The 16,707-nt window shown below is 73.6% G+C and carries 16 protein-coding genes; 4 read left to right on the plus strand and 12 right to left on the minus strand.

What is annotated here, in order from left to right; translation table 11 throughout:
* The first annotated feature begins 53 nt into the window (after window positions 1–53).
* Window positions 54–740 (plus strand): response regulator transcription factor, encoded by a 687-nt coding sequence (locus H2038_RS03235; protein WP_292109139.1) that lies wholly within the window; start codon window positions 54–56, stop codon window positions 738–740.
* 10 nt (window positions 741–750) lie between these two features.
* On the opposite strand, the gene H2038_RS03240 is transcribed toward H2038_RS03235, so the two are convergent.
* Window positions 751–1,587, minus strand: coding sequence for a hypothetical protein (locus H2038_RS03240; RefSeq protein ID WP_292109141.1), 837 nt, complete (start codon window positions 1,585–1,587; stop codon window positions 751–753).
* A 101-nt stretch (window positions 1,588–1,688) separates the two neighbouring features.
* Between H2038_RS03240 and H2038_RS03245 the strand changes: the two genes are divergently transcribed.
* Window positions 1,689–3,083: an SLC13 family permease gene (locus tag H2038_RS03245; RefSeq protein WP_292109143.1), complete on the plus strand. Its 1,395-nt coding sequence runs from the start codon at window positions 1,689–1,691 to the stop codon at window positions 3,081–3,083.
* Here H2038_RS03245 and H2038_RS03250 read toward each other — a convergent pair.
* The 3 genes from H2038_RS03250 to H2038_RS03260 form a co-directional block, all read right to left on the minus strand.
* The gene (locus tag H2038_RS03250; RefSeq protein WP_292109145.1) at window positions 3,080–3,874 is read right to left on the minus strand and encodes an exodeoxyribonuclease III; all 795 of its coding nucleotides are present in this window, start codon (window positions 3,872–3,874) and stop codon (window positions 3,080–3,082) included. The genes H2038_RS03245 and H2038_RS03250 overlap by 4 nt on opposite strands.
* 185 nt (window positions 3,875–4,059) lie before the next feature.
* Window positions 4,060–4,692 (minus strand): outer membrane lipoprotein carrier protein LolA, encoded by a 633-nt coding sequence (locus tag H2038_RS03255; RefSeq protein ID WP_292109147.1) that lies wholly within the window; start codon window positions 4,690–4,692, stop codon window positions 4,060–4,062.
* 173 nt (window positions 4,693–4,865) lie between these two features.
* A complete protein-coding gene (locus tag H2038_RS03260; RefSeq protein WP_292109148.1) occupies window positions 4,866–7,250 on the minus strand; it encodes a DNA translocase FtsK in 2,385 nt (794 codons plus the stop codon).
* Between the two features lie 191 nt (window positions 7,251–7,441).
* Here H2038_RS03260 and H2038_RS03265 point away from each other — a divergent pair, with 191 nt between their 5' ends.
* Window positions 7,442–8,692 (plus strand): UbiH/UbiF/VisC/COQ6 family ubiquinone biosynthesis hydroxylase, encoded by a 1,251-nt coding sequence (locus tag H2038_RS03265; protein WP_292109149.1) that lies wholly within the window; start codon window positions 7,442–7,444, stop codon window positions 8,690–8,692.
* A gap of 2 nt (window positions 8,693–8,694) precedes the next feature.
* On the opposite strand, the gene H2038_RS03270 is transcribed toward H2038_RS03265, so the two are convergent.
* The 5 genes from H2038_RS03270 to rpe form a co-directional block, all read right to left on the minus strand.
* Window positions 8,695–8,889 carry a Trm112 family protein gene (locus H2038_RS03270; protein ID WP_292109151.1) on the minus strand — a complete coding sequence of 65 codons (195 nt, stop codon included), beginning with the start codon at window positions 8,887–8,889 and terminating at the stop codon, window positions 8,695–8,697.
* A 97-nt stretch (window positions 8,890–8,986) separates the two neighbouring features.
* On the minus strand, window positions 8,987–9,646 hold the full coding sequence (locus H2038_RS03275) for an LON peptidase substrate-binding domain-containing protein (RefSeq protein WP_292109153.1): 660 nt from the start codon (window positions 9,644–9,646) through the stop codon (window positions 8,987–8,989).
* Between the two features lie 10 nt (window positions 9,647–9,656).
* Complete coding sequence (gene trxA, locus H2038_RS03280) at window positions 9,657–10,553, minus strand: thioredoxin (protein WP_292109155.1); 897 nt, start codon at window positions 10,551–10,553, stop codon at window positions 9,657–9,659.
* 71 nt (window positions 10,554–10,624) lie between these two features.
* Window positions 10,625–12,436 carry a heparinase II/III family protein gene (locus tag H2038_RS03285; protein WP_292109157.1) on the minus strand — a complete coding sequence of 604 codons (1,812 nt, stop codon included), beginning with the start codon at window positions 12,434–12,436 and terminating at the stop codon, window positions 10,625–10,627.
* Window positions 12,433–13,092 carry a ribulose-phosphate 3-epimerase gene (gene rpe, locus H2038_RS03290; RefSeq protein WP_292109159.1) on the minus strand — a complete coding sequence of 220 codons (660 nt, stop codon included), beginning with the start codon at window positions 13,090–13,092 and terminating at the stop codon, window positions 12,433–12,435. The genes H2038_RS03285 and rpe overlap by 4 nt, the downstream gene beginning before the upstream one ends.
* A gap of 100 nt (window positions 13,093–13,192) precedes the next feature.
* On the opposite strand from rpe, the gene H2038_RS03295 reads away from it, so the two are divergent.
* Window positions 13,193–13,660, plus strand: coding sequence for an OsmC family protein (locus H2038_RS03295; protein ID WP_292109160.1), 468 nt, complete (start codon window positions 13,193–13,195; stop codon window positions 13,658–13,660).
* On the opposite strand, the gene H2038_RS03300 is transcribed toward H2038_RS03295, so the two are convergent.
* The 3 genes from H2038_RS03300 to H2038_RS03310 form a co-directional block, all read right to left on the minus strand.
* The gene (locus tag H2038_RS03300) at window positions 13,606–14,406 is read right to left on the minus strand and encodes a dienelactone hydrolase family protein (RefSeq protein WP_292109161.1); all 801 of its coding nucleotides are present in this window, start codon (window positions 14,404–14,406) and stop codon (window positions 13,606–13,608) included. The genes H2038_RS03295 and H2038_RS03300 overlap by 55 nt on opposite strands.
* A gap of 113 nt (window positions 14,407–14,519) precedes the next feature.
* On the minus strand, window positions 14,520–16,124 hold the full coding sequence (purH, locus tag H2038_RS03305; protein WP_292109162.1) for a bifunctional phosphoribosylaminoimidazolecarboxamide formyltransferase/IMP cyclohydrolase: 1,605 nt from the start codon (window positions 16,122–16,124) through the stop codon (window positions 14,520–14,522).
* A gap of 86 nt (window positions 16,125–16,210) precedes the next feature.
* Complete coding sequence (locus tag H2038_RS03310) at window positions 16,211–16,696, minus strand: prolyl-tRNA synthetase associated domain-containing protein (RefSeq protein WP_292109464.1); 486 nt, start codon at window positions 16,694–16,696, stop codon at window positions 16,211–16,213.
* Between the last annotated feature and the right edge of the window lie 11 nt (window positions 16,697–16,707).

The raw sequence follows: 16,707 nt of genomic DNA on the forward strand, positions 1-16,707 counted from the left end.
GCCGCAGGGCTGCGCCCTTGGCGAAGCGCCCAAGCCTCGCCATTCTTGCAGACATGCCCACGCCCAAGACCATCCTGATCATCGACGACGACGACGACCTGCGCGAGGCCCTCGCCGAGCAGCTGGCGCTGCACGAGGCCTTCCGCCCGGTGCAGGCCGCGACCGCCGCCGAGGGGGTGAGGCTGGGGCGCGAGACCCGCGCCGATCTGATCCTGCTGGACGTCGACCTGCCCGACATGGACGGCCGCGAGGCCTGCCGGCTGCTGCGCAAGGACGGGGTGTCGACGCCGATCATCATGCTGACCGGCCAGTCGTCCGACGCCGACACGGTGCTGGGACTGGAGTCGGGGGCCAACGACTACGTCACCAAGCCCTTCCGCTTCGCCGTGCTGCTGGCCCGCATCCGCGCCCATCTGCGCAGCCACGAGCAGTCCGAGGACGCGGTCTTCCGCATCGGGCCCTACGAGTTCCGGCCGGCCGCCAAGGTCCTGGTCGACGACAAGGGGCGCAAGGTCCGGCTGACCGAGAAGGAAACCAACATCCTCAAGTATCTCTATCGCGCCGGGGCCAAGGCGGTGTCGCGCGAGGAGCTGCTCACCGAGGTGTGGGGCTACAACGCCGGGGTCACCACGCACACGCTGGAGACCCACATCTACCGGCTGCGCCAGAAGATCGAGCCGGAGCCGGGGCAGGCGCGGCTGCTGCTCACCGACGCCGGCGGCTATCGCCTGCAGCCCTGAGCCGGGCGGCTCAGCCGGTGCGCCACTCGCCGAGCACCGCGCCCCCGGCGTCCTGGAAGGCCACCCGGTCCATCTGCACCGCGGCGACGCAGACCGGTCGCTGGTCCGGGCCGGCGGCGCGGCAGCGGATGGCGCGCCCGCCCGGGAAGGCGGCGAAGCGGCCCTCGAGCACCACCCGCCAGCCTTCGACCGGCCGGACCAGCGGCGCATCGCCGTCGCCGCGGACGGTGAAGCTGTAGGCGCGGCCGTTGCGGCGGCCCAGCCGGGAGCCGCCGGTCTCGAACACGGCCGCGAGGCCGGCGGTCTGCGGCGAGGCCGCGGTCGGCCCGGCCAGCGGATCCGGCTTCACCTGCGGGCAGCCGTCGGCCGTCATCCACGGCCGCGGAATCCAGAAGCCCTCGACCGCCTCCCATTCGCCGTCCACCGCCCCGGCGATGAGGGCCGACTCCGACCAGTCGCCGGGCGTCAGGGAAAGCTGGATCGTCTCGCGGCCCTCGCCCCACGACCAGCGGGCCAGCCCGTCGCCGGCGGCGTCGGCCGGGCGCGGGTCCGGGGCGGTGCAGCCGAAGGCGAGGCGGATCGAGAACTGACGGCCGACCAGCGGGTCGGAGCCTTCGACGGGCCGGCCGGCGGCGTAGGCCCCGGCGGCGGCCTCAAGGGCCTCGAGCAGCGCCGCCCGGTCCATCGTCGGGGTCAGCACCGGCGGCGGCGCGGCCGCGGGAGCGGGCTCGGCAGGCGGGTCGCCGTCGGGCGGCGGCGGGGCCTCGCGATCGCAGGCGGCGAGGATCAGACCGGACGCCGCAAGGGCGGCGAGCGGCCGGCGAGGCAGGGAGACCGGCTTCAACATGGGAACCACCCTAGCACGCGATCCGCTGGAGGCGACGCCGGCGGATGCGTCGGCGACTGAAATGGGTTGACCGGAGCGGCGGGGGAGGGTCTGCACCGTTGATGACTTTCGATCAGATCGCCGCGCTGGTCGTGCTCGTCGCCGTGGTCGGCGTGCTGATCCACGGGCGGGCCCGCGCCGACGTCACCGCCCTGTGCGGCGCAGCGGCCCTGCTGCTGATGGGCGTGGTGCGTCCGGTCGAGGTGCAGGCGGCGTTCGCCAGCCCGGCCATCATCGCGCTGGCCGGCCTGTTCGTGATCGCCTACGCCATCGAGCTCACCGGCCTCCTCGGCCTGATGATCCGCCAGGCCACCCGGCTGTGCGGCCGGCTCGGCGCGCGGGGGCTGTGGCTGGTGATCGGCATGTGCGGCCTGCTGGGCGGCTTCCTCAACAATACGCCGGTGGTGGTGCTGGCCGCCCCGGTGGTGCGGGACGTGGCCAAGTCGCTGGACCTGTCGCCCAAGCGCTTCCTGATGCCGCTCAGCCATATCTCCGTGCTCGGCGGTCTCCTGACCCTGATCGGCACCTCGACCAACCTGCTGGTCAACGACATGGCCCGCAACGCCGGCCAGCCGGTCTTCGGCATCTTCGAGATCACCCCCGTCGGCCTCGTGATCGCCGCGGCGGGGGCCCTGTGGCTGTACGTGGTCGGCGCCCGTCAGCTGGGACGCAGCGTCGCGGCGGATGAGGCCGAGGCGCGCCGGCTGAAGGCGGAGGCGGAGGCCAAGGCGGCGCGCGAGGCCCGCCGCCAGATCCTGCCCTTCCGGCTGCCGCGGCTCGGCGAGGCCCGCTCGAACGAGGACGGCTCGGGCGACGCCCACCTCGGCGACGTCAAGCTGTTCGGCGCCGCCGACCGGCCCTTCCAGCTGAAGCCGGCGCTGGCGGCCCTGGGAATCTTCGTGGCCGTGGTCGCCGCCGCGGGCCTCGGCCTCGCGCCGATCGCGGCCTCGGCCTTCGCCGGGGCGGTGGCCCTGATCCTGCTGCGCATCCTCACCGCGGACCAGGCCTACGCCGGCCTGCGGCCCGACATCCTGCTGCTCATCGCCGGCATGGTGGTGATCGGCATCGCCATCGAGGTCACCGGCCTGGCCCAGATCGGCGCCGACGCCCTGATCGAGGTGATCCGGCCGCTCGGCCCGCTCACCGCGCTGATCATCCTGTACGGCGTGACCCTGTTCGCCACCGAACTGCTGTCCAACGCCACGGTGGCGGTGCTGATCACCCCGATCGCCGTCGCCCTGGCCGAGAGCTTCGGCGTCGATCCGCGGCCTTTCCTGGTCGGGGTTATGATGGCCGCCTCGGCGGCCTTCGCGACGCCGTTCGGCTACCAGACCAACGTCCTCGTCTACAACATGGCCGGCTACAGCTACCTGGACTTCGTCCGCGTCGGCGTGCCGCTGAATCTCGTCACCTGGGCGGCGGCCATGGTGGCCATCCCGATCTTCTTCCCGTTCTAGACGTCCAGATCCATGGTCACGGGCGCGTGGTCGCTGGGCCGCTCCCACGCCCGGACGTCGTCGTGGATGCGGGCCGTGCCGGCGAGCACCGCCGGCGTCAGGCCGGGCGAGGTCCACAGGTGGTCGAGGCGCAGGCCGCGGTTCGACTTGCGGAAGTCGGCGGCGCGGTAGCTCCACCAGCTGGCCAGCTTGGCCGGCTCCGGGATCTGCGCGCGCACCACGTCGGCGAAGCCGCCGGCGGCCTGCAGCCGGCGCAGGGTCTCCACCTCCACCGGCGTGTGGCTGACGATCTTCGACATGTAGCGGTGGTTCCAGACGTCGTTCTCGCCCGGCGCGATGTTGAAGTCGCCGGCCAGCACCAGCGGCCGCTGGCGGTCACGGGTCGCCATCTCGGCGGTCAGCCGTTCGTAGAAGTCGAGCTTGTGGTCGAACTTCGGGTTCAGCGTCCGGTCCGGGGTGTCTCCCCCGGCCGGGATGTAGAAATTCTGGATCTCGACGCCCTCGACCACGGCCGAGACGCAGCGGGCGTGTCCCTCGCGGCAGACGTCCAGGGCGGGCCCGTCCGCAAGCGGCCGCCGGCTGGCGATGGCCACGCCGTGCCAGCCCTTCTGCCCGCCGACGCGCAGGTGGGGCAGGCCCATCGCCTCGAACTCGGCCCGGGGAAACTGGTCGGCCGTGCACTTGATCTCCTGCAGGCACAGCACGTCCGGCGCGGCCTCGGCCACGAAGCGGGCGACCTGGTCGACGCGCAGGCGGACCGAATTGATGTTCCAGGTGGCGATGCGAAGCATGGGCGGCCTCTAGCAGGCGGGGGGCCGCCGGCGCAAAAAAGCGCCCGGTCGGGGGACCGGGCGCTGAAGGTTCGTCTCTCTCGCCACCGGAAGGGGATGATCTCCGAAGCGGGTCAGACCGGCTCCCGCCGATCTGTGGCGAAAGTGCCACTCATCTGAAAAAAAGTCAAACGTCGGCCGGGGGCCTAGTTGCGGCGGGGCCGGCGGGTCGGGTCGCGCAGCTGGAACAGGCTGGCCGACAGGCCGGAGGCCGGGCGGAGCGAGGTCAGCTGGGTGCGGGTGCGGCCGCCCTGGGCGTCGACGATGGTCCATTCGTGCAGCCGCATCGGGTCGCCGGCGAAGGACAGGATCACCTGGCCGTCGTCGGGCCGCCGCGAGTCCCGGGCCACGATGGCGAAGGCGCCGGACTGCATGCGGGTGATGCGGTCGATGCGCACCCCCTGGTCCAGGCGCACGTTGCGGGCGAGGAAGGTCGACAGCGGCGTCTGGCTGAGCGGCACCTGGCGGAAGACCTCGAGGCGGGGGTCGTAGCGCTTCACGTTGGAGCCGTCCGACACCACCAGCAGGCCCGCCGGACTGGTGTACTCGAAGCGCATCTTGCCCGGGCGCTGCAGCCAGAAGCGGCCCTCGCGGCGCTGCGGACCCGAGGTTTCGACGAACGTCCCCTCGGCCGAGGTCAGGTTCTGCAGATAGGTCTGGGCGCGCTGGAGGACGGCGCGATCCTCGGCGGACAGGTTCGACTGGGCCGAGGCCGGCAGGGCGGCCACCGCGGCGAGGGCGGCGGAGCCGAGGGCGAAGGCGCGGCGCGAGACGGTCATGGCTTCTCTCCCGTTCGGGATGGTTGTCGATCAGGCCGTCTTGCCGGAGCGGTCGGGCAGGGCGATGACCCGAGCCTGACCATATTCCGGCGCCGCGATGAAGCCCTGTTCATCGGGCTCCGCGGCCGGCGGCCTGAACGAACGCGGCCGGGGCCGCTCCGTTGCCTCGCGCCTCAGACCATCGGCGGCGGGCCGGCGAGGATGTCGCGCTTGCCGGCGTGGTTGGCGGGACTGACCACGCCCTCCTGCTCCATCCGCTCGATCAGCGAGGCGGCGCGGTTGTAGCCGATCTGCAGCCGGCGCTGGATGTAGCTGGTCGAGGCCTTGCGGTCGCGGGTGACCACGGCCACCGCCCGGTCGTAGAGGTCGTCGCCCGAACCGCCGCCCTCGTCGTCGCCGAAGGCGTTGTCGCCGTCGCCGTCGGGGTCGTCGGTGATCAGGTCGAGGTAGTCGGGCTCGGCCTGGGCCTTCAGGTGGTTGCAGACGGCCTCGACCTCCTTGTCGTCGACGAACGGCCCGTGCAGGCGGGTGATCCGCCCGCCGCCGGCCATGTAGAGCATGTCGCCCTGGCCCAGCAGCTGCTCGCCGCCCTGCTCGCCGAGGATGGTGCGGCTGTCGATCTTGGAGGTGACCTGGAAGCTGATCCGGGTTGGGAAGTTGGCCTTGATGGTGCCGGTGATGACGTCCACCGAGGGGCGCTGGGTGGCCATGATCAGGTGGATGCCGGCGGCGCGCGCCATCTGGGCGAGGCGCTGCACCGCGCCCTCCACGTCCTTGCCGGCGACCAGCATCAGGTCGGCCATCTCGTCCATGACCACGACCAGGTAGGGCATGGGCTCGGGGCGGATCTTCTCGCTCTCGTAGACCGGCCGGCCCTGCTCGTCGAAGCCGGTCTGCACCGTGCGCTCGAAGTGCTCGCCCTTGGCCTGGGCCTCGCGGGCCCGGTCGTTGTAGCTGGCGATGTTGCGCACGCCGAGCTTGGACATCCGCCGGTAGCGGTCCTCCATCTCGCGCACGGTCCACTTCAGGGCGACGACCGCCTTCTTGGGGTCGGTGACCACCGGCGCCAGCAGGTGCGGGATGCCGTCATAGACCGACAGCTCCAGCATCTTGGGGTCGATCATGATGAAGCGGCACTGCTCAGGCGTCAGCTTGTACAGGATCGACAGGATCATGGCGTTGACCCCCACCGACTTGCCCGAGCCGGTGGTGCCGGCGATCAGCAGGTGGGGCATGCGCGCCAGGTCGGCGACGTAGGGCTCGCCGCCGATGGTCTCGCCCAGCGCCAGCGGCAGCAGGTGCGAGGGCTTGTCGTACTCGGTCGAGGCCAGCAGGTCGCGCAGGTAGACCGTCTCGCGCTTGGCGTTGGGCAGTTCGATGCCGATGGCGTTGCGGCCCTGGACGACGCTGATGCGGCAGGCGCGCGCCGACATCGAGCGGGCGATGTCGTCCGACAGGGCCACGACCCGGCCGTGCTTGACCCCCGGCGCCGGCACCAGCTCGTACAGGGTGACCACGGGGCCCGGGCGGATCTGGTCGATCACCCCGCGCACGCCGAACTCCTGCAGCACGCCCTCCAGCATCTTGGCGTTCTGCTTCAGCGCCTCCTCGTCGACGGCGGCGACCCGCTTGCCCGGCTTGGACAGCATGCCCAGCGGCGGCAGGTCGAAGTCGCCTTCGGGGCGGGCGAAGTCGAAGGCGGCCTGGGCGTCGTCCACTTCGCGGCGCGAGGCCTTGGCCGGACGGGCCGCGGCCACCTTGGGCTCGGGCGCGGCGCGGGCCGGGCGCGGGGCGGGAGCCGGCGTGGGATCGTCCCACGGCGGAGCGGGTTCGTCGTCCGGCGCGAGGCTGACCGGCGCATAGTCGGCGACCGGCTCCGGCTCGGGCGCCGGGCGCCGGCGACGCGGCGGGGCGGCGGCGGGCGGCGGGGCCGGCGCCCGTCGACGGCTGCGGCTCCACGCCAGGGTGTCCGACAGGTCGCTGGCGCGCAGGCCGACCGCATAGCCGAGCCCCCACAGGGCCAGCGGCAGGAACAGCGCGCCGGCGATGATCGCCGCGCCGCCCAGGCGCAGGGCGTCGCAGGCCATGCGGACGAGGGCGACGATGGCGTCGCCCCACAGGCCCCCGAGGCCGGCGGCCAGCGGCCAGGCGGCTGGCGGGGCCAGCGCCGACAGGGCGGTCGAGAGGGCGAGCACGCCCCCGGTGGCGGCGAGCGCCTTCACCGGCGTCGGCTTCAGGCGCTGCTGCAGGGCGTCGCCGACGGCCCGCGCCAGGCCGAAGGCCCCCAGCAGCAGGGCGGCCGGCCAGGCGGCGAGGCCGAGGGACTGCATGAACAGGTCCGCGAACAGCGCGCCATTGGCCCCCAGCCAGTTGGTCGGCGCGGCCGCCGAGGCGGCGTTCAGGCTCGGGTCGGCCGGGTTCCACGACAGCAGGGCCACCAGCAGCAGGGCCGCCAGCAGGGCCTGCAGCACGCCGCGGAAGCGCACCACGAAGGGCGCGTCCCACAGGATGCGGGCGCCGTGCCAGGCGCGCTGGCCGAGGACGAGGGCGGCGGACATGGCGGGCGGCGACTCCGGGCGGGCGGGACTCGGCCGCCGTTGTCGCCCCGTCAGGGTTAAGGGGGCATTTACCCCGAGGGGTGCGGCGCGCGTGGAGCCCCCGGGGCCGCCACGCGCCCGCGACCTCACACCCCACCCCCTGCGCTTGCGCCGCACTGGACGCCGCCGCCCGCCGGCGCGACAACCGCGGCATGAGCAGCGAACCGTACGACGTCATCATCGCGGGGGCCGGACTGGTCGGCGCGACCTTCGCCCTCGCGGCGGCCCAGGGCGGACTGCGGGTGGTGATGGTCGATCCGCAGCCGTTCGAGGCCCAGCTGGCCCCCGCCTTCGACGGCCGCTCCACGGCCATCGCCTTCTCGACCTTCCGGCTGCTCGACGCGGTGGGCGCCGGGGCGGGGCTGCGGCCCCACGCCTGCCGGATGGACCACATCCTGGTGACCGACGGCCGGCGGCCGGGCGCCGCCTCGCGGCCGGCCTCCGCCGCCTTCCTGCGGTTCGACGCCGACGAGATCGCCGACCGCACCGCGGGCGAGCCGCTCGGCTACATGGTCGAGAACCGCCGCATCCGCTTCGCCCTCGCGGAAGCGGTGGAGGCGGCGGGGATCGAGGTCCGCGCGCCGGTCTCGGTGACGGGGGTCGAGACCGGGCCGGGCCGGGCGCGAGTGACGCTCTCGGACGGGACTGCGCTCGAGGCGCCGCTGGTGGTCGGGGCCGAGGGGCGCGGCTCGGCCGTGCGCAAGGCCGCGGGCATCGACACCTTCGGCTGGGGTTACGGCCAGAGCGGCGTCGTCGCCACCGTGTCCCTCGGTCGGGACCACGGCAATGTGGCCCACGAATACTTCCTCCCCGCCGGGCCCTTCGCCATCCTGCCGCTGACGGACCGCCGCGCCAGCCTGGTGTGGACCGAGACCACCCGCCGGGCCGAGGCCCTGAAGGCGGCTTCCGACGCCGCCTTCCACGCCCACCTGATGCGCCGTTTCGGCGACTTCCTGGACGATGTCACGGTGGTGGGGCCGCGCTTCGTCTATCCGCTGTCGCTGCTGCTGGCGGAGAAGCTGACCGCGCCGCGCATCGCCCTCGTCGGCGACGCGGCCCACGGGGTGCACCCGGTGGCGGGGCAGGGCCTCAACCTCGGCCTCAAGGACGCCGCCGCCCTCGCCGAGGTGCTGGTCGAGGCCGTCCGGCTGGGCGAGGACATCGGGGCGGAGACGGTGCTGGAGCGCTACGCCCGCTGGCGCCGCTTCGACAACGCCACCCTGGCGGCCGGCTTCGACGGCTTCGTGCGCCTGTTCTCGAACGACCTGCCGCCGGTGCGGCTGGCCCGGGACCTCGGCATGGCGGCGGTCAACCGGATCGCCCCGCTGCGCCGCGCCTTCATGCACGAGGCCGGCGGCGCGACCGGCGACCTGCCGCGGCTGCTGCGGGGCGAGGCCCTGTAGCCTCAGTCCAGCCTGCGGGCCTCTTCCGGCAGCATGATCGGCACCCCCTCGCGGATCGGATAGGCCAGCTTCGCGCCCTCCGACACCAGCTCCTGGCGTTCGCGGTCGTAGCTGAGCCGGCCGCGGGTGACCGGGCAGACCAGCACCTCGAGCAGGCGCGGATCGACGGCGGCGGGGGTGTTGAAGGCGTCGGACATCGGACCCAGGGGGCAGGAAATACGCGGGAGGCGGCCGGCCGCAGGGGCCGGCGGCGGCATTATAGCCGGATTTCGCGTCGGCGGTCGCCCCGGCGGTCTACTGGATCGAGCCGGTTTCGCCCTCGCCGTCGCTCGCCGCGCCGATGCGCATCAGGGCGGTGAGCACCGAGGCGCGGGCGTCGAGGTCGACCGCCTCCAGCAGGGCCTGCTTCTCCGGCGGGTCGAACGGCAGGGCCATGGCCAGGCTGTTGACCAGCGCCTCGGGCGGCGCCGTCTCCGCCGTCTCCCAGTCGATGTCCAGTCCGCGGCTCTCGAGAAAGGCGCGCAGGGCGTCGAGCAGGGACTCGCGCTCCAGCCCGCCCTCGCCGGCCGCGGGCGCGGTCAGGTCCGCCTCGAACGGAGCGAACTGGGCCCGCACCTGCCGGTAGGGCGTCTGCACCGGCAGCTCGGCCTGCACCCGGAAGCGGGAACAGCCGGTCAGGGTGATCAGGTAGCGGCCGTCCGAGGTCTCGGCGAAGCTGGTGATGCGGCCGGCGCAGCCGACCGGCGACAGGGCCGGCAGCCGCCGCGGCCCGCCCGTCGGCTGGATCATGCCGATGATGCGCTCGCCGGCCATGGCGTCGTCGACCATGTTGAGATAGCGCGGCTCGAAGATGTTCAGCGGCAGCTGGCCGCGCGGCAGCAGCAGCACGCCGGCCAGCGGAAACACCGGAATGACCTGGGGCAGGTCGGCGGCCCTGACGTATCCCTGAGCCACCGGCGCCACCTCAGGCGAACAGCAGGGAGGAGAGGCGGCGACGGCCGTCGCGCGCCACTTCGGACGAGGGTCCGGCCGCCTCGAAGATGGTCAGCAGCTGCTTCCGCGCCGCCTGCTCGTTCCACTCGCGATCGGCGGCGACGATCTTCAGCAGCTGGTCCACCGCCCCGGACAGGTCTCCGGCCGCGGCCCGGGCCTGGGCGAGGTCGAACCGCGCCTGATGGTCGTTCGGGTCGGCCGCCAGCCGGGCCTCGAGCTCGGCGTCCGCGCCGGCGGGCGCGGCCGAGGCGAGGGCCAGCTGGGCCCGCACCGACTGCACCCCCGGCTCCTTCGAGTCCGCGGGGGCCATGGCGATGGTCTGCCGCGCCTGGTCGGCGTCGCCGTCGGCGAGATACACGCGGGCCATGCCGGCGATGGCCTTTTCGTTGCCGGGCTCGAGGGTCAGCACCTGGGCGAAGGCCTGGGCGGCGCCGCCGAGATCATTGAGCGACAGCGACTCCTCGCCCAGCGAGAGCAGCTGCTCGACGTCGGAGTTCCCGGACGCGCCGCCGGTCAGCTTGTCGATGAAGGCCTGGAGCTGGCTCTCCGGCAGCGCCCCTTGGAAGCCGTCCACCGGCTGGCCGTTGACGAAGGCGTAGACGGTGGGGATCGACTGCACCCGCAGCTGGCCGGCGTAGGCGGGGTTCTTGTCGACGTCGATCTTGACCAGCTTCACAGCCCCCCTGGCGGCGCGGACCGCCTTCTCGAGGGCCGGGGTCAGCTGGCGGCACGGACCGCACCAGGCGGCCCAGAAGTCGACCAGCACCGGCTGCGTTCGCGAGGCCTCGACGACGTCCTTCATGAAGCCGGCGTCGGAGCCGTCCTTGATCAGGTCGTCGGGCAGGGCGGTCGGGTCGGCGAAGCTCATGGCGGTCCTTGCATCGGTCAGTCGTAACGCGGCAGCGGCTCAGATGGTCCCGGGAACGCGCCGGCTCAAGGTCAGGTCGGTTCCCCGGCGGCGCCGGCGGGGCTCAGCTTCCAGCGGATCCGCGTCTCGGCGTCGGTGCGGGCCGAGCCGCGCACCACGATCTGCAGCGAGCGGCGGGTCAGTCCGTCGTCGATGTGCACCGACGGCTCGATGGCCACGTCCGGCCCGTCGGTCCGGAACCACCAGCCCCGGCCGGAGTGGCCGCGCAGCAGGATGGAGCGGCGATCCCGCGCCAGCGACGCCTGCACGCCCGGCTCCAGCTGGAAGCGGACGGCGTAGGGCGCGGCGATCTGGCGCACGACGTCCTTCTGCCCCGGCGCCGGGTGCAGCCGCTCCTCCGCCCGCAACTCGTCCAGCCGCTGGTCGAGGTACAGCCGGCGCTGGTGCAGCAGTCCGAAGTCGTGGACCCAGCCGTCGTGCTCGATCTCCAGCCAGACGGCGCCCTCGCCGTCGCGCTGCTGGACGTCCACGTGGAGCGGCCGCCCCACGAGGCGCGGCCCCAGCAGGCCGGCTCGCCAGCCGCCCAGCGGCTCCGCGGTCGACGCCTCGCCGAGGGTCAGGGTGGAGTGACCGGGCGGCAGACGCAGGCCCTGCCGATCCGCGGCGCGCGGCGTCCAGCCGCAGCCGGTGATCAGCCGGTCGCGGCCGCACAGCACCTCCAGCGCCAGCGGCTGGGCGCAGGCGGCGGGCGACCACGGCCCCCGCGCCGGCGGGGCCGCATCAGCGATCACCGTCAGGAGGGGCGTGCGCAGGCGGACGAGGCCGCCGACGGCGCCGGAGCCGCCGGGCTCGGGCGCCTCGGCCGCGTCGCCGAGGGCCGCGGCGACGCGCGCCGCGGTCGAGGGGCTGCCGCCCTGGAAGGTCGCCAGCCGCCCGTCCGGCAAGGTGTTCCGGCGCAGGACCTGGTGCAGGCGGCCGATCGCGGCGCGCAGCGCGTCCGGCGCCGGCTCCGACACCTGGCCGAGCGCGTCCTCCAGCGTCAGCAGGTCGAGGAGCAGTTCCAGTCCGGCCTCGGGGCTGCGGCTGGCGTGGCTCCCGTCCGCAAGGACGGCGCGCTCCAGCGCCCGCGGCAGGCGGCGCAGGGCGGCGCGTCGCAGGCCGGCGCCGGGCGATCCGGCGACCGCGCACCCGGCCACGGCGGCGGCCGTCAGCCGCTCGGCGAGCGTGGCGACCCCGCCGGGCGGCCTCAGCAGCTGCCGGCCCTGGCGTCCCACCACGTCGGCCAGCCGCACCCGTTCGGCCTCGCTGGCCACCTGCCCCATGCGGCGGGCGGCGCAGGCCAGGTTGAAGGCGCGGCGCGCGAGAATGTCCGGATCCCAGGCGAACGGCGACCAGCGGGTGAAGATCTGCGCCCAGGCCAGGGTCAGCCGCACCGCCTCGCGCGCGCCGCGCTCGCCCTGCTGCATCAGCGAGGGCAGCCAGTTGAAGGCGTGCAGCTCGACGGCGAAGGCGCGGGTCGGGCTGGGCCGGTTGAACGGATCCTCCGGCGCGGGCGCGTCCAGGCCGGCGCCGGCGAGGCTGAAGCGGCCCGACAGCACGCCCTTGCCCGCGGCCGGGTCGACCGGGCGGAAGTCGCGGGGGGTGGAGGCGAAGCCCTGCGCCGGGCGGCTCCTCAGCGTCTGGGCGTAGCCCGGCAGGCCGTAGAGCTCGATCCACAGCTGGCGCGTCAGCAGCCGGCCGGCGATGGCGGGCCACAGGGACGGCCCGGCGGCCGCGCCGGCCGACCGCACCGGCGTCCGCATCGGCGCGCCGCGCAGGCCCGGGATCTCGCCCGGCGGCGGGGCCGAACCTTCGGTGCGGGCGAAGGGGCCGAGCGGGCTCACGCCGCCTTCAGCGCCCGGATGTTGGCGGCGTAGGCCTCGGGGCCGCCCTTGAATACGAAGGAGCCGGCGACGAGGGCGTCCGCCCCGGCGGCGACGCAGGCGGCGGCGTTGGCCGAGGTCACCCCGCCGTCGACCTGCAGGCGCGCCTTCGACCCGGCGGCGTCGAGCAGGGCGCGCGCGCGCTCGATCTTGCGCAGGGAGGAGGGGATGAAGGACTGGCCGCCGAAGCCAGGGTTGACCGACATCAGCAGGACCAGGTCGACGAGGTCGACGACCTCCTCGAGCACGTTCAGCGGCGTGCCGGGGTTCAGCACCACGCCGGCCTTCGCGCCGAGCTGGCGGATGCGGCCGAGGGTGCGGTGCAGGTGCGGACCGCTCTCGGGGTGGACGGTGAGGATGTCGGCGCCGGCGTCACGGTAGGCCTCCAGCCACGGATCGACGGGCGCCACCATCAGATGGACGTCGAAGGGCAGGGACGAATGCGGCCGGATCGCCTTCACGATGTCCGGCCCCATGGTCAGGTTGGGCACGAAGTGGCCGTCCATGACGTCGACGTGGATCCAGTCGGCGCCGGCGGTTTCCAGGGCGCGGACCTCCTCGCCGAGGCGGGCGAAGTCGCTGGCGAGGATGGACGGGCAGATCAGGGGGGCGGCCATGGCTCCCGGATACGGCGGCGCGGCCGCAGGGGCAAGCCGGGCGGTCTGGTCAGACCCCGGCCCGGAGCTTAACAGTGGAGGCGCTGTCAGGGAGATCCTCATGAGCGAACACCTCGCCACCGTCGAATGGCGTCGCGGCGACCAGCCCTTCCTCGACAACCGCTACGACCGCGCCCACGAGTGGCGCTTCGACGGCGGGGCGGTGGTGCGCGGCTCGTCCGCCCCGTCCAGCGTTCCGGCGCCGCTGTCCGACCCGGCCGCGGTCGACCCGGAGGAGGCGCTGGTGGCGGCGGTCTCGAGCTGCCACATGCTGTTTTTCCTCGCCTATGCGGCGCGGGCGGGCTTCGTCGTCGACAGCTATCGCGACGAGGCGGTGGGGGTGCTGGGCAAGGACGAGCGCGGCAAGGTGTCGATCACGGCGGTGACCCTGCGGCCGGCGGTCGCCTTCTCGGGCGAGACGCGGCCCGACGCCGCGGCGCTGGAAGACCTGCACCACCGGGCGCACGAGGCCTGCTACGTCGCCAACTCGATCCGGGCCCCGGTGGCGGTGGAGCCGGTCGCGGCCTGAGGCGCGACGGCGACGTCCTCCAGCAGGGCGGCGAAGCGTCGCACCGCCTCCCCGGCCAGTTCCGGGTGGTAGCGCATCGGCGGGGCGGTCATCGGCTCGTCGAAGCTGTGGGTGCCGTCGGCGATCCAGGTCTCCACCTCGGCGCCGCAGTTGCGCACCATCTCGTACACCCGCTCGGCGTTGCGCACCGTGGTCAGGTGGTCGGTGCGGGCGATCACCGCCAGGGTGCGCGGGCAGTGCCGCCACGGCCGCATGCGGTTCAGCGCCGCGACGCCGACGTAGGGGTAGGCGAGGTAGGTCGCCAGCACGCCGTCGAGGGCGATGTCTCCGGGGTTGGCGAGGCCGAGCATGCCCGGCCGGCGTTCGGAGCTCATCGCCTCCATGATGCCCCAGCCGCCGTGGCTCCAGCCGGCCAGGGCGATCTTCGAGGAATCCACGTCCCGGCGCCGGGACACGCTGTCCAGCGCCGCCAGCACGTCGCCCGCGCGTTCGTGGCCGCGCAGCAGCAGACCGGTGCAGACCGTGGCTATGGCGAAACTCCGGCTCCAGCCGCGCGGGCCGTAGGAGTCCACGATGAAGGCGCGCCAGCCGATCGCCTTCGCCGCCGCCGCATACCGGGGCAGGTGATCGCGCAGGCCGCCGCAGCCGTGAAACAGGATCACCGCCGGGCGCGGCCGGTCGTCGTCGGGGCCGACCACTGTGGTGTGCGGCTCGAGGCGGGCCCAGCGCTGGGAGAGGGTGTCCATCGGCGCGTCCGGATCGGGTGAAAGGGGCTGGCGGGCGAAGGGGGGAGCAGGGTGGTTCAGGCGGCCTTGCAGGGCCTCGCTGCTGGCTCACTAGCACTCTTCACCCCGTCGCCTCAGTGCCGGAACACCCGCACGCCGGTGAAGGCCATGGCGACGCCCTGTTCGTCGGCGGCGGCGATGACCTCGTCGTCGCGGATCGAGCCGCCGGGCTGGATCACCGCCGTGGCCCCGGCGGCGACCGCTTCCAGCAGGCCGTCGGCGAAGGGAAAGAAGGCCTCGGACGCGCAGGCGGAGCCCTGGGCCAGCGAATGGGCCAGACCCTTGGCCTCGCCGGCCTCGCGGGCGCGGATGGCGGCGATGCGGGCCGAGTCGCGGCGGTTCATCTGGCCGGCGCCGATGCCGGCGGTCTGGCCGTCCTTCGCATAGACGATGGCGTTGGACTTGACGTGCTTGGCCACGGTGAAGGCGAATAGCATGTCCTGGATTTCGGTCGGGGTCGGCTGGCGGCGGGTGACGATCTTCAGGTCGGCCGCGGTGATCCGCGAGCGGTCGCGGCCCTGCACGAGGAAGCCGCCGGCCACCGAGCGGAACACCTCGCCCTCGGCCAGCGGGTCGGGAAGTCCGTCGGTAAGCAGCAGGCGCAGGTTCTTCTTGGCCGCGAAGACGGCCTGGGCCTCCGCGTCGGCGCCGGGGGCGATCACCACCTCCGTGAAGATGCCGGTGATGGCGCGGGCGTCGGCGCCGGTCAGCGGGCGGTTGACCGCCACCACCCCGCCGAAGGCCGAGACGGCGTCGCATTCGAGGGCGCGGGCGTAGGCCTCCTCGAGGTCGTTCCCGACCGCCACGCCGCAGGGGTTGGCGTGCTTGACGATGACGCAGGCCGGAGCCTCGAACTCGGCGACCAGCTCATAGGCCGCGTCGGCGTCGGCGATGTTGTTGTAGCCCAGCTCCTTGCCCTGCAGCTGGCGGGCGTTGGCGACGCCGGGGCGGGACTCGCCGGTGCGGTAGAAGGCGCCGGTCTGGTGCGGGTTCTCGCCGTAGCGCAGGGTCTGGGCCAGCGAACCGCTGATCGACTTGCGGGCCGGGGCGGCGTCGCCCAGCTGGCCGGCGAACCAGCCGGAGACGGCCGCGTCATAGGCGGCGGTGCGGGCGAAGGCGCGGGCGGCCAGCCGCTTGCGCAGCGCCAGGGTCGTGGCCCCGTCGGCCTTCAGCGCCTCGACGATCAGGCCGATGGACTCGCCGTCGACGGCGACGGCGACGTAGCCGTGGTTCTTGGACCCCGAGCGGATCATGGCCGGGCCGCCGATGTCGATGTTCTCGATCGCCGCCTCGAAGCCGCCGCCGGACGCCACCGTCTGCTCGAACGGATAGAGGTCGATCCAGAGGATATCGACGCCGCCGATGCCGTGCGCCGCCATGGCCTCGGCGTGGGCCGGGGCGTCGCGCACGCCCAGCAGGCCGCCGTGCACCACCGGGTGCAGGGTCTTGACCCGGCCGTCCATCATCTCGGGGAAGCCGGTCAGGTCGGCGACGTCCTTCACCGGCAGGCCGAAGCCGGCGATGGCGGCGCGGGTGCCGCCGGTCGAGACCAGCTCGACGCCCAGCCCATGCAGGGTGCGGGCGACCTCCTCCAGACCGGTCTTGTCCGACAGCGAGATCAGCGCGCGCTTCGGCGCCACGCGGTCGGGCGCGGGAGGAAAGTCGGGAGCGGCGGGCATGGCGGCGTCCGTATGTCAGGGGCGGGGAGGGTTGCGGCGGGCTCTAGCATTGTCCGCGCCGGGATAGAACCGGCCGCGCCGAAGGATCAGGCCCCTCCGCCGGTCACTGCGAGCCCTTCGAAGTCCACCACCACCGGTTCCCGCCGCAGCAGCTGCAGGAAGCGCCGGAACTCCGCCTGCCTCAGCGCCGTCGTCGCCGTATTGGTCAGCGGGTGGAAGTTGACGATCTCCGCGTCCCACAGGGCCTTGTCGAGGATGAAGGTCACCCGGTGGTCCGGGTCGTTGATGAGGCCCAGCGCGGTGACCGAGCCGGGGCGGACGCCGAGGGTCTCGTACAGCAGGGTCTCGTTGCCGAAGCTCAGGCGGGCGGAGCCGATCCATTTGTCAGCCCGCTTCAGGTCGATCGCCGTGTCCTGACGGGCCGAGATCAGCCAGAGCTTCCCCTTCTTGTCCTTGAGGAACAGGTTCTTCGTGTGGGCGCCGGGCATGGCGGCCTTGAGCTCCAGCCCCTCCTCGACGCGGAACACGGCCGGGTGCTCGTGGGTGACGTGCGGGAGGTCCTTCTCCGCCATCCAGGCGAGCA

The organism is Brevundimonas sp., from assembly GCF_013912005.1.
In the GTDB taxonomy this organism is placed as follows: domain Bacteria; phylum Pseudomonadota; class Alphaproteobacteria; order Caulobacterales; family Caulobacteraceae; genus Brevundimonas.

What these genes read in the sequence shown, in the direction of transcription:
- H2038_RS03240 (WP_292109141.1), bottom strand. Translation starts at nt 1,587, where the DNA reads ATGTTGAAGCCGGTCTCCCTGCCTCGCCGGCCGCTCGCCGCCCTTGCG.
- H2038_RS03310 (WP_292109464.1), bottom strand. Translation starts at nt 16,696, where the DNA reads ATGGCGGAGAAGGACCTCCCGCACGTCACCCACGAGCACCCGGCCGTG.
- H2038_RS03260 (WP_292109148.1), bottom strand. Translation starts at nt 7,250, where the DNA reads ATGTCCGCCGCCCTCGTCCTCGGCCAGCGCGCCTGGCACGGCGCCCGC.
- purH (WP_292109162.1), bottom strand. Translation starts at nt 16,124, where the DNA reads ATGCCCGCCGCTCCCGACTTTCCTCCCGCGCCCGACCGCGTGGCGCCG.
- H2038_RS03255 (WP_292109147.1), bottom strand. Translation starts at nt 4,692, where the DNA reads ATGACCGTCTCGCGCCGCGCCTTCGCCCTCGGCTCCGCCGCCCTCGCC.
- H2038_RS03265 (WP_292109149.1), top strand. Translation starts at nt 7,442, where the DNA reads ATGAGCAGCGAACCGTACGACGTCATCATCGCGGGGGCCGGACTGGTC.
- H2038_RS03235 (WP_292109139.1), top strand. Translation starts at nt 54, where the DNA reads ATGCCCACGCCCAAGACCATCCTGATCATCGACGACGACGACGACCTG.
- H2038_RS03250 (WP_292109145.1), bottom strand. Translation starts at nt 3,874, where the DNA reads ATGCTTCGCATCGCCACCTGGAACATCAATTCGGTCCGCCTGCGCGTC.
- rpe (WP_292109159.1), bottom strand. Translation starts at nt 13,092, where the DNA reads ATGGCCGCCCCCCTGATCTGCCCGTCCATCCTCGCCAGCGACTTCGCC.
- H2038_RS03245 (WP_292109143.1), top strand. Translation starts at nt 1,689, where the DNA reads ATGACTTTCGATCAGATCGCCGCGCTGGTCGTGCTCGTCGCCGTGGTC.
- H2038_RS03295 (WP_292109160.1), top strand. Translation starts at nt 13,193, where the DNA reads ATGAGCGAACACCTCGCCACCGTCGAATGGCGTCGCGGCGACCAGCCC.
- H2038_RS03300 (WP_292109161.1), bottom strand. Translation starts at nt 14,406, where the DNA reads ATGGACACCCTCTCCCAGCGCTGGGCCCGCCTCGAGCCGCACACCACA.
- H2038_RS03270 (WP_292109151.1), bottom strand. Translation starts at nt 8,889, where the DNA reads ATGTCCGACGCCTTCAACACCCCCGCCGCCGTCGATCCGCGCCTGCTC.
- trxA (WP_292109155.1), bottom strand. Translation starts at nt 10,553, where the DNA reads ATGAGCTTCGCCGACCCGACCGCCCTGCCCGACGACCTGATCAAGGAC.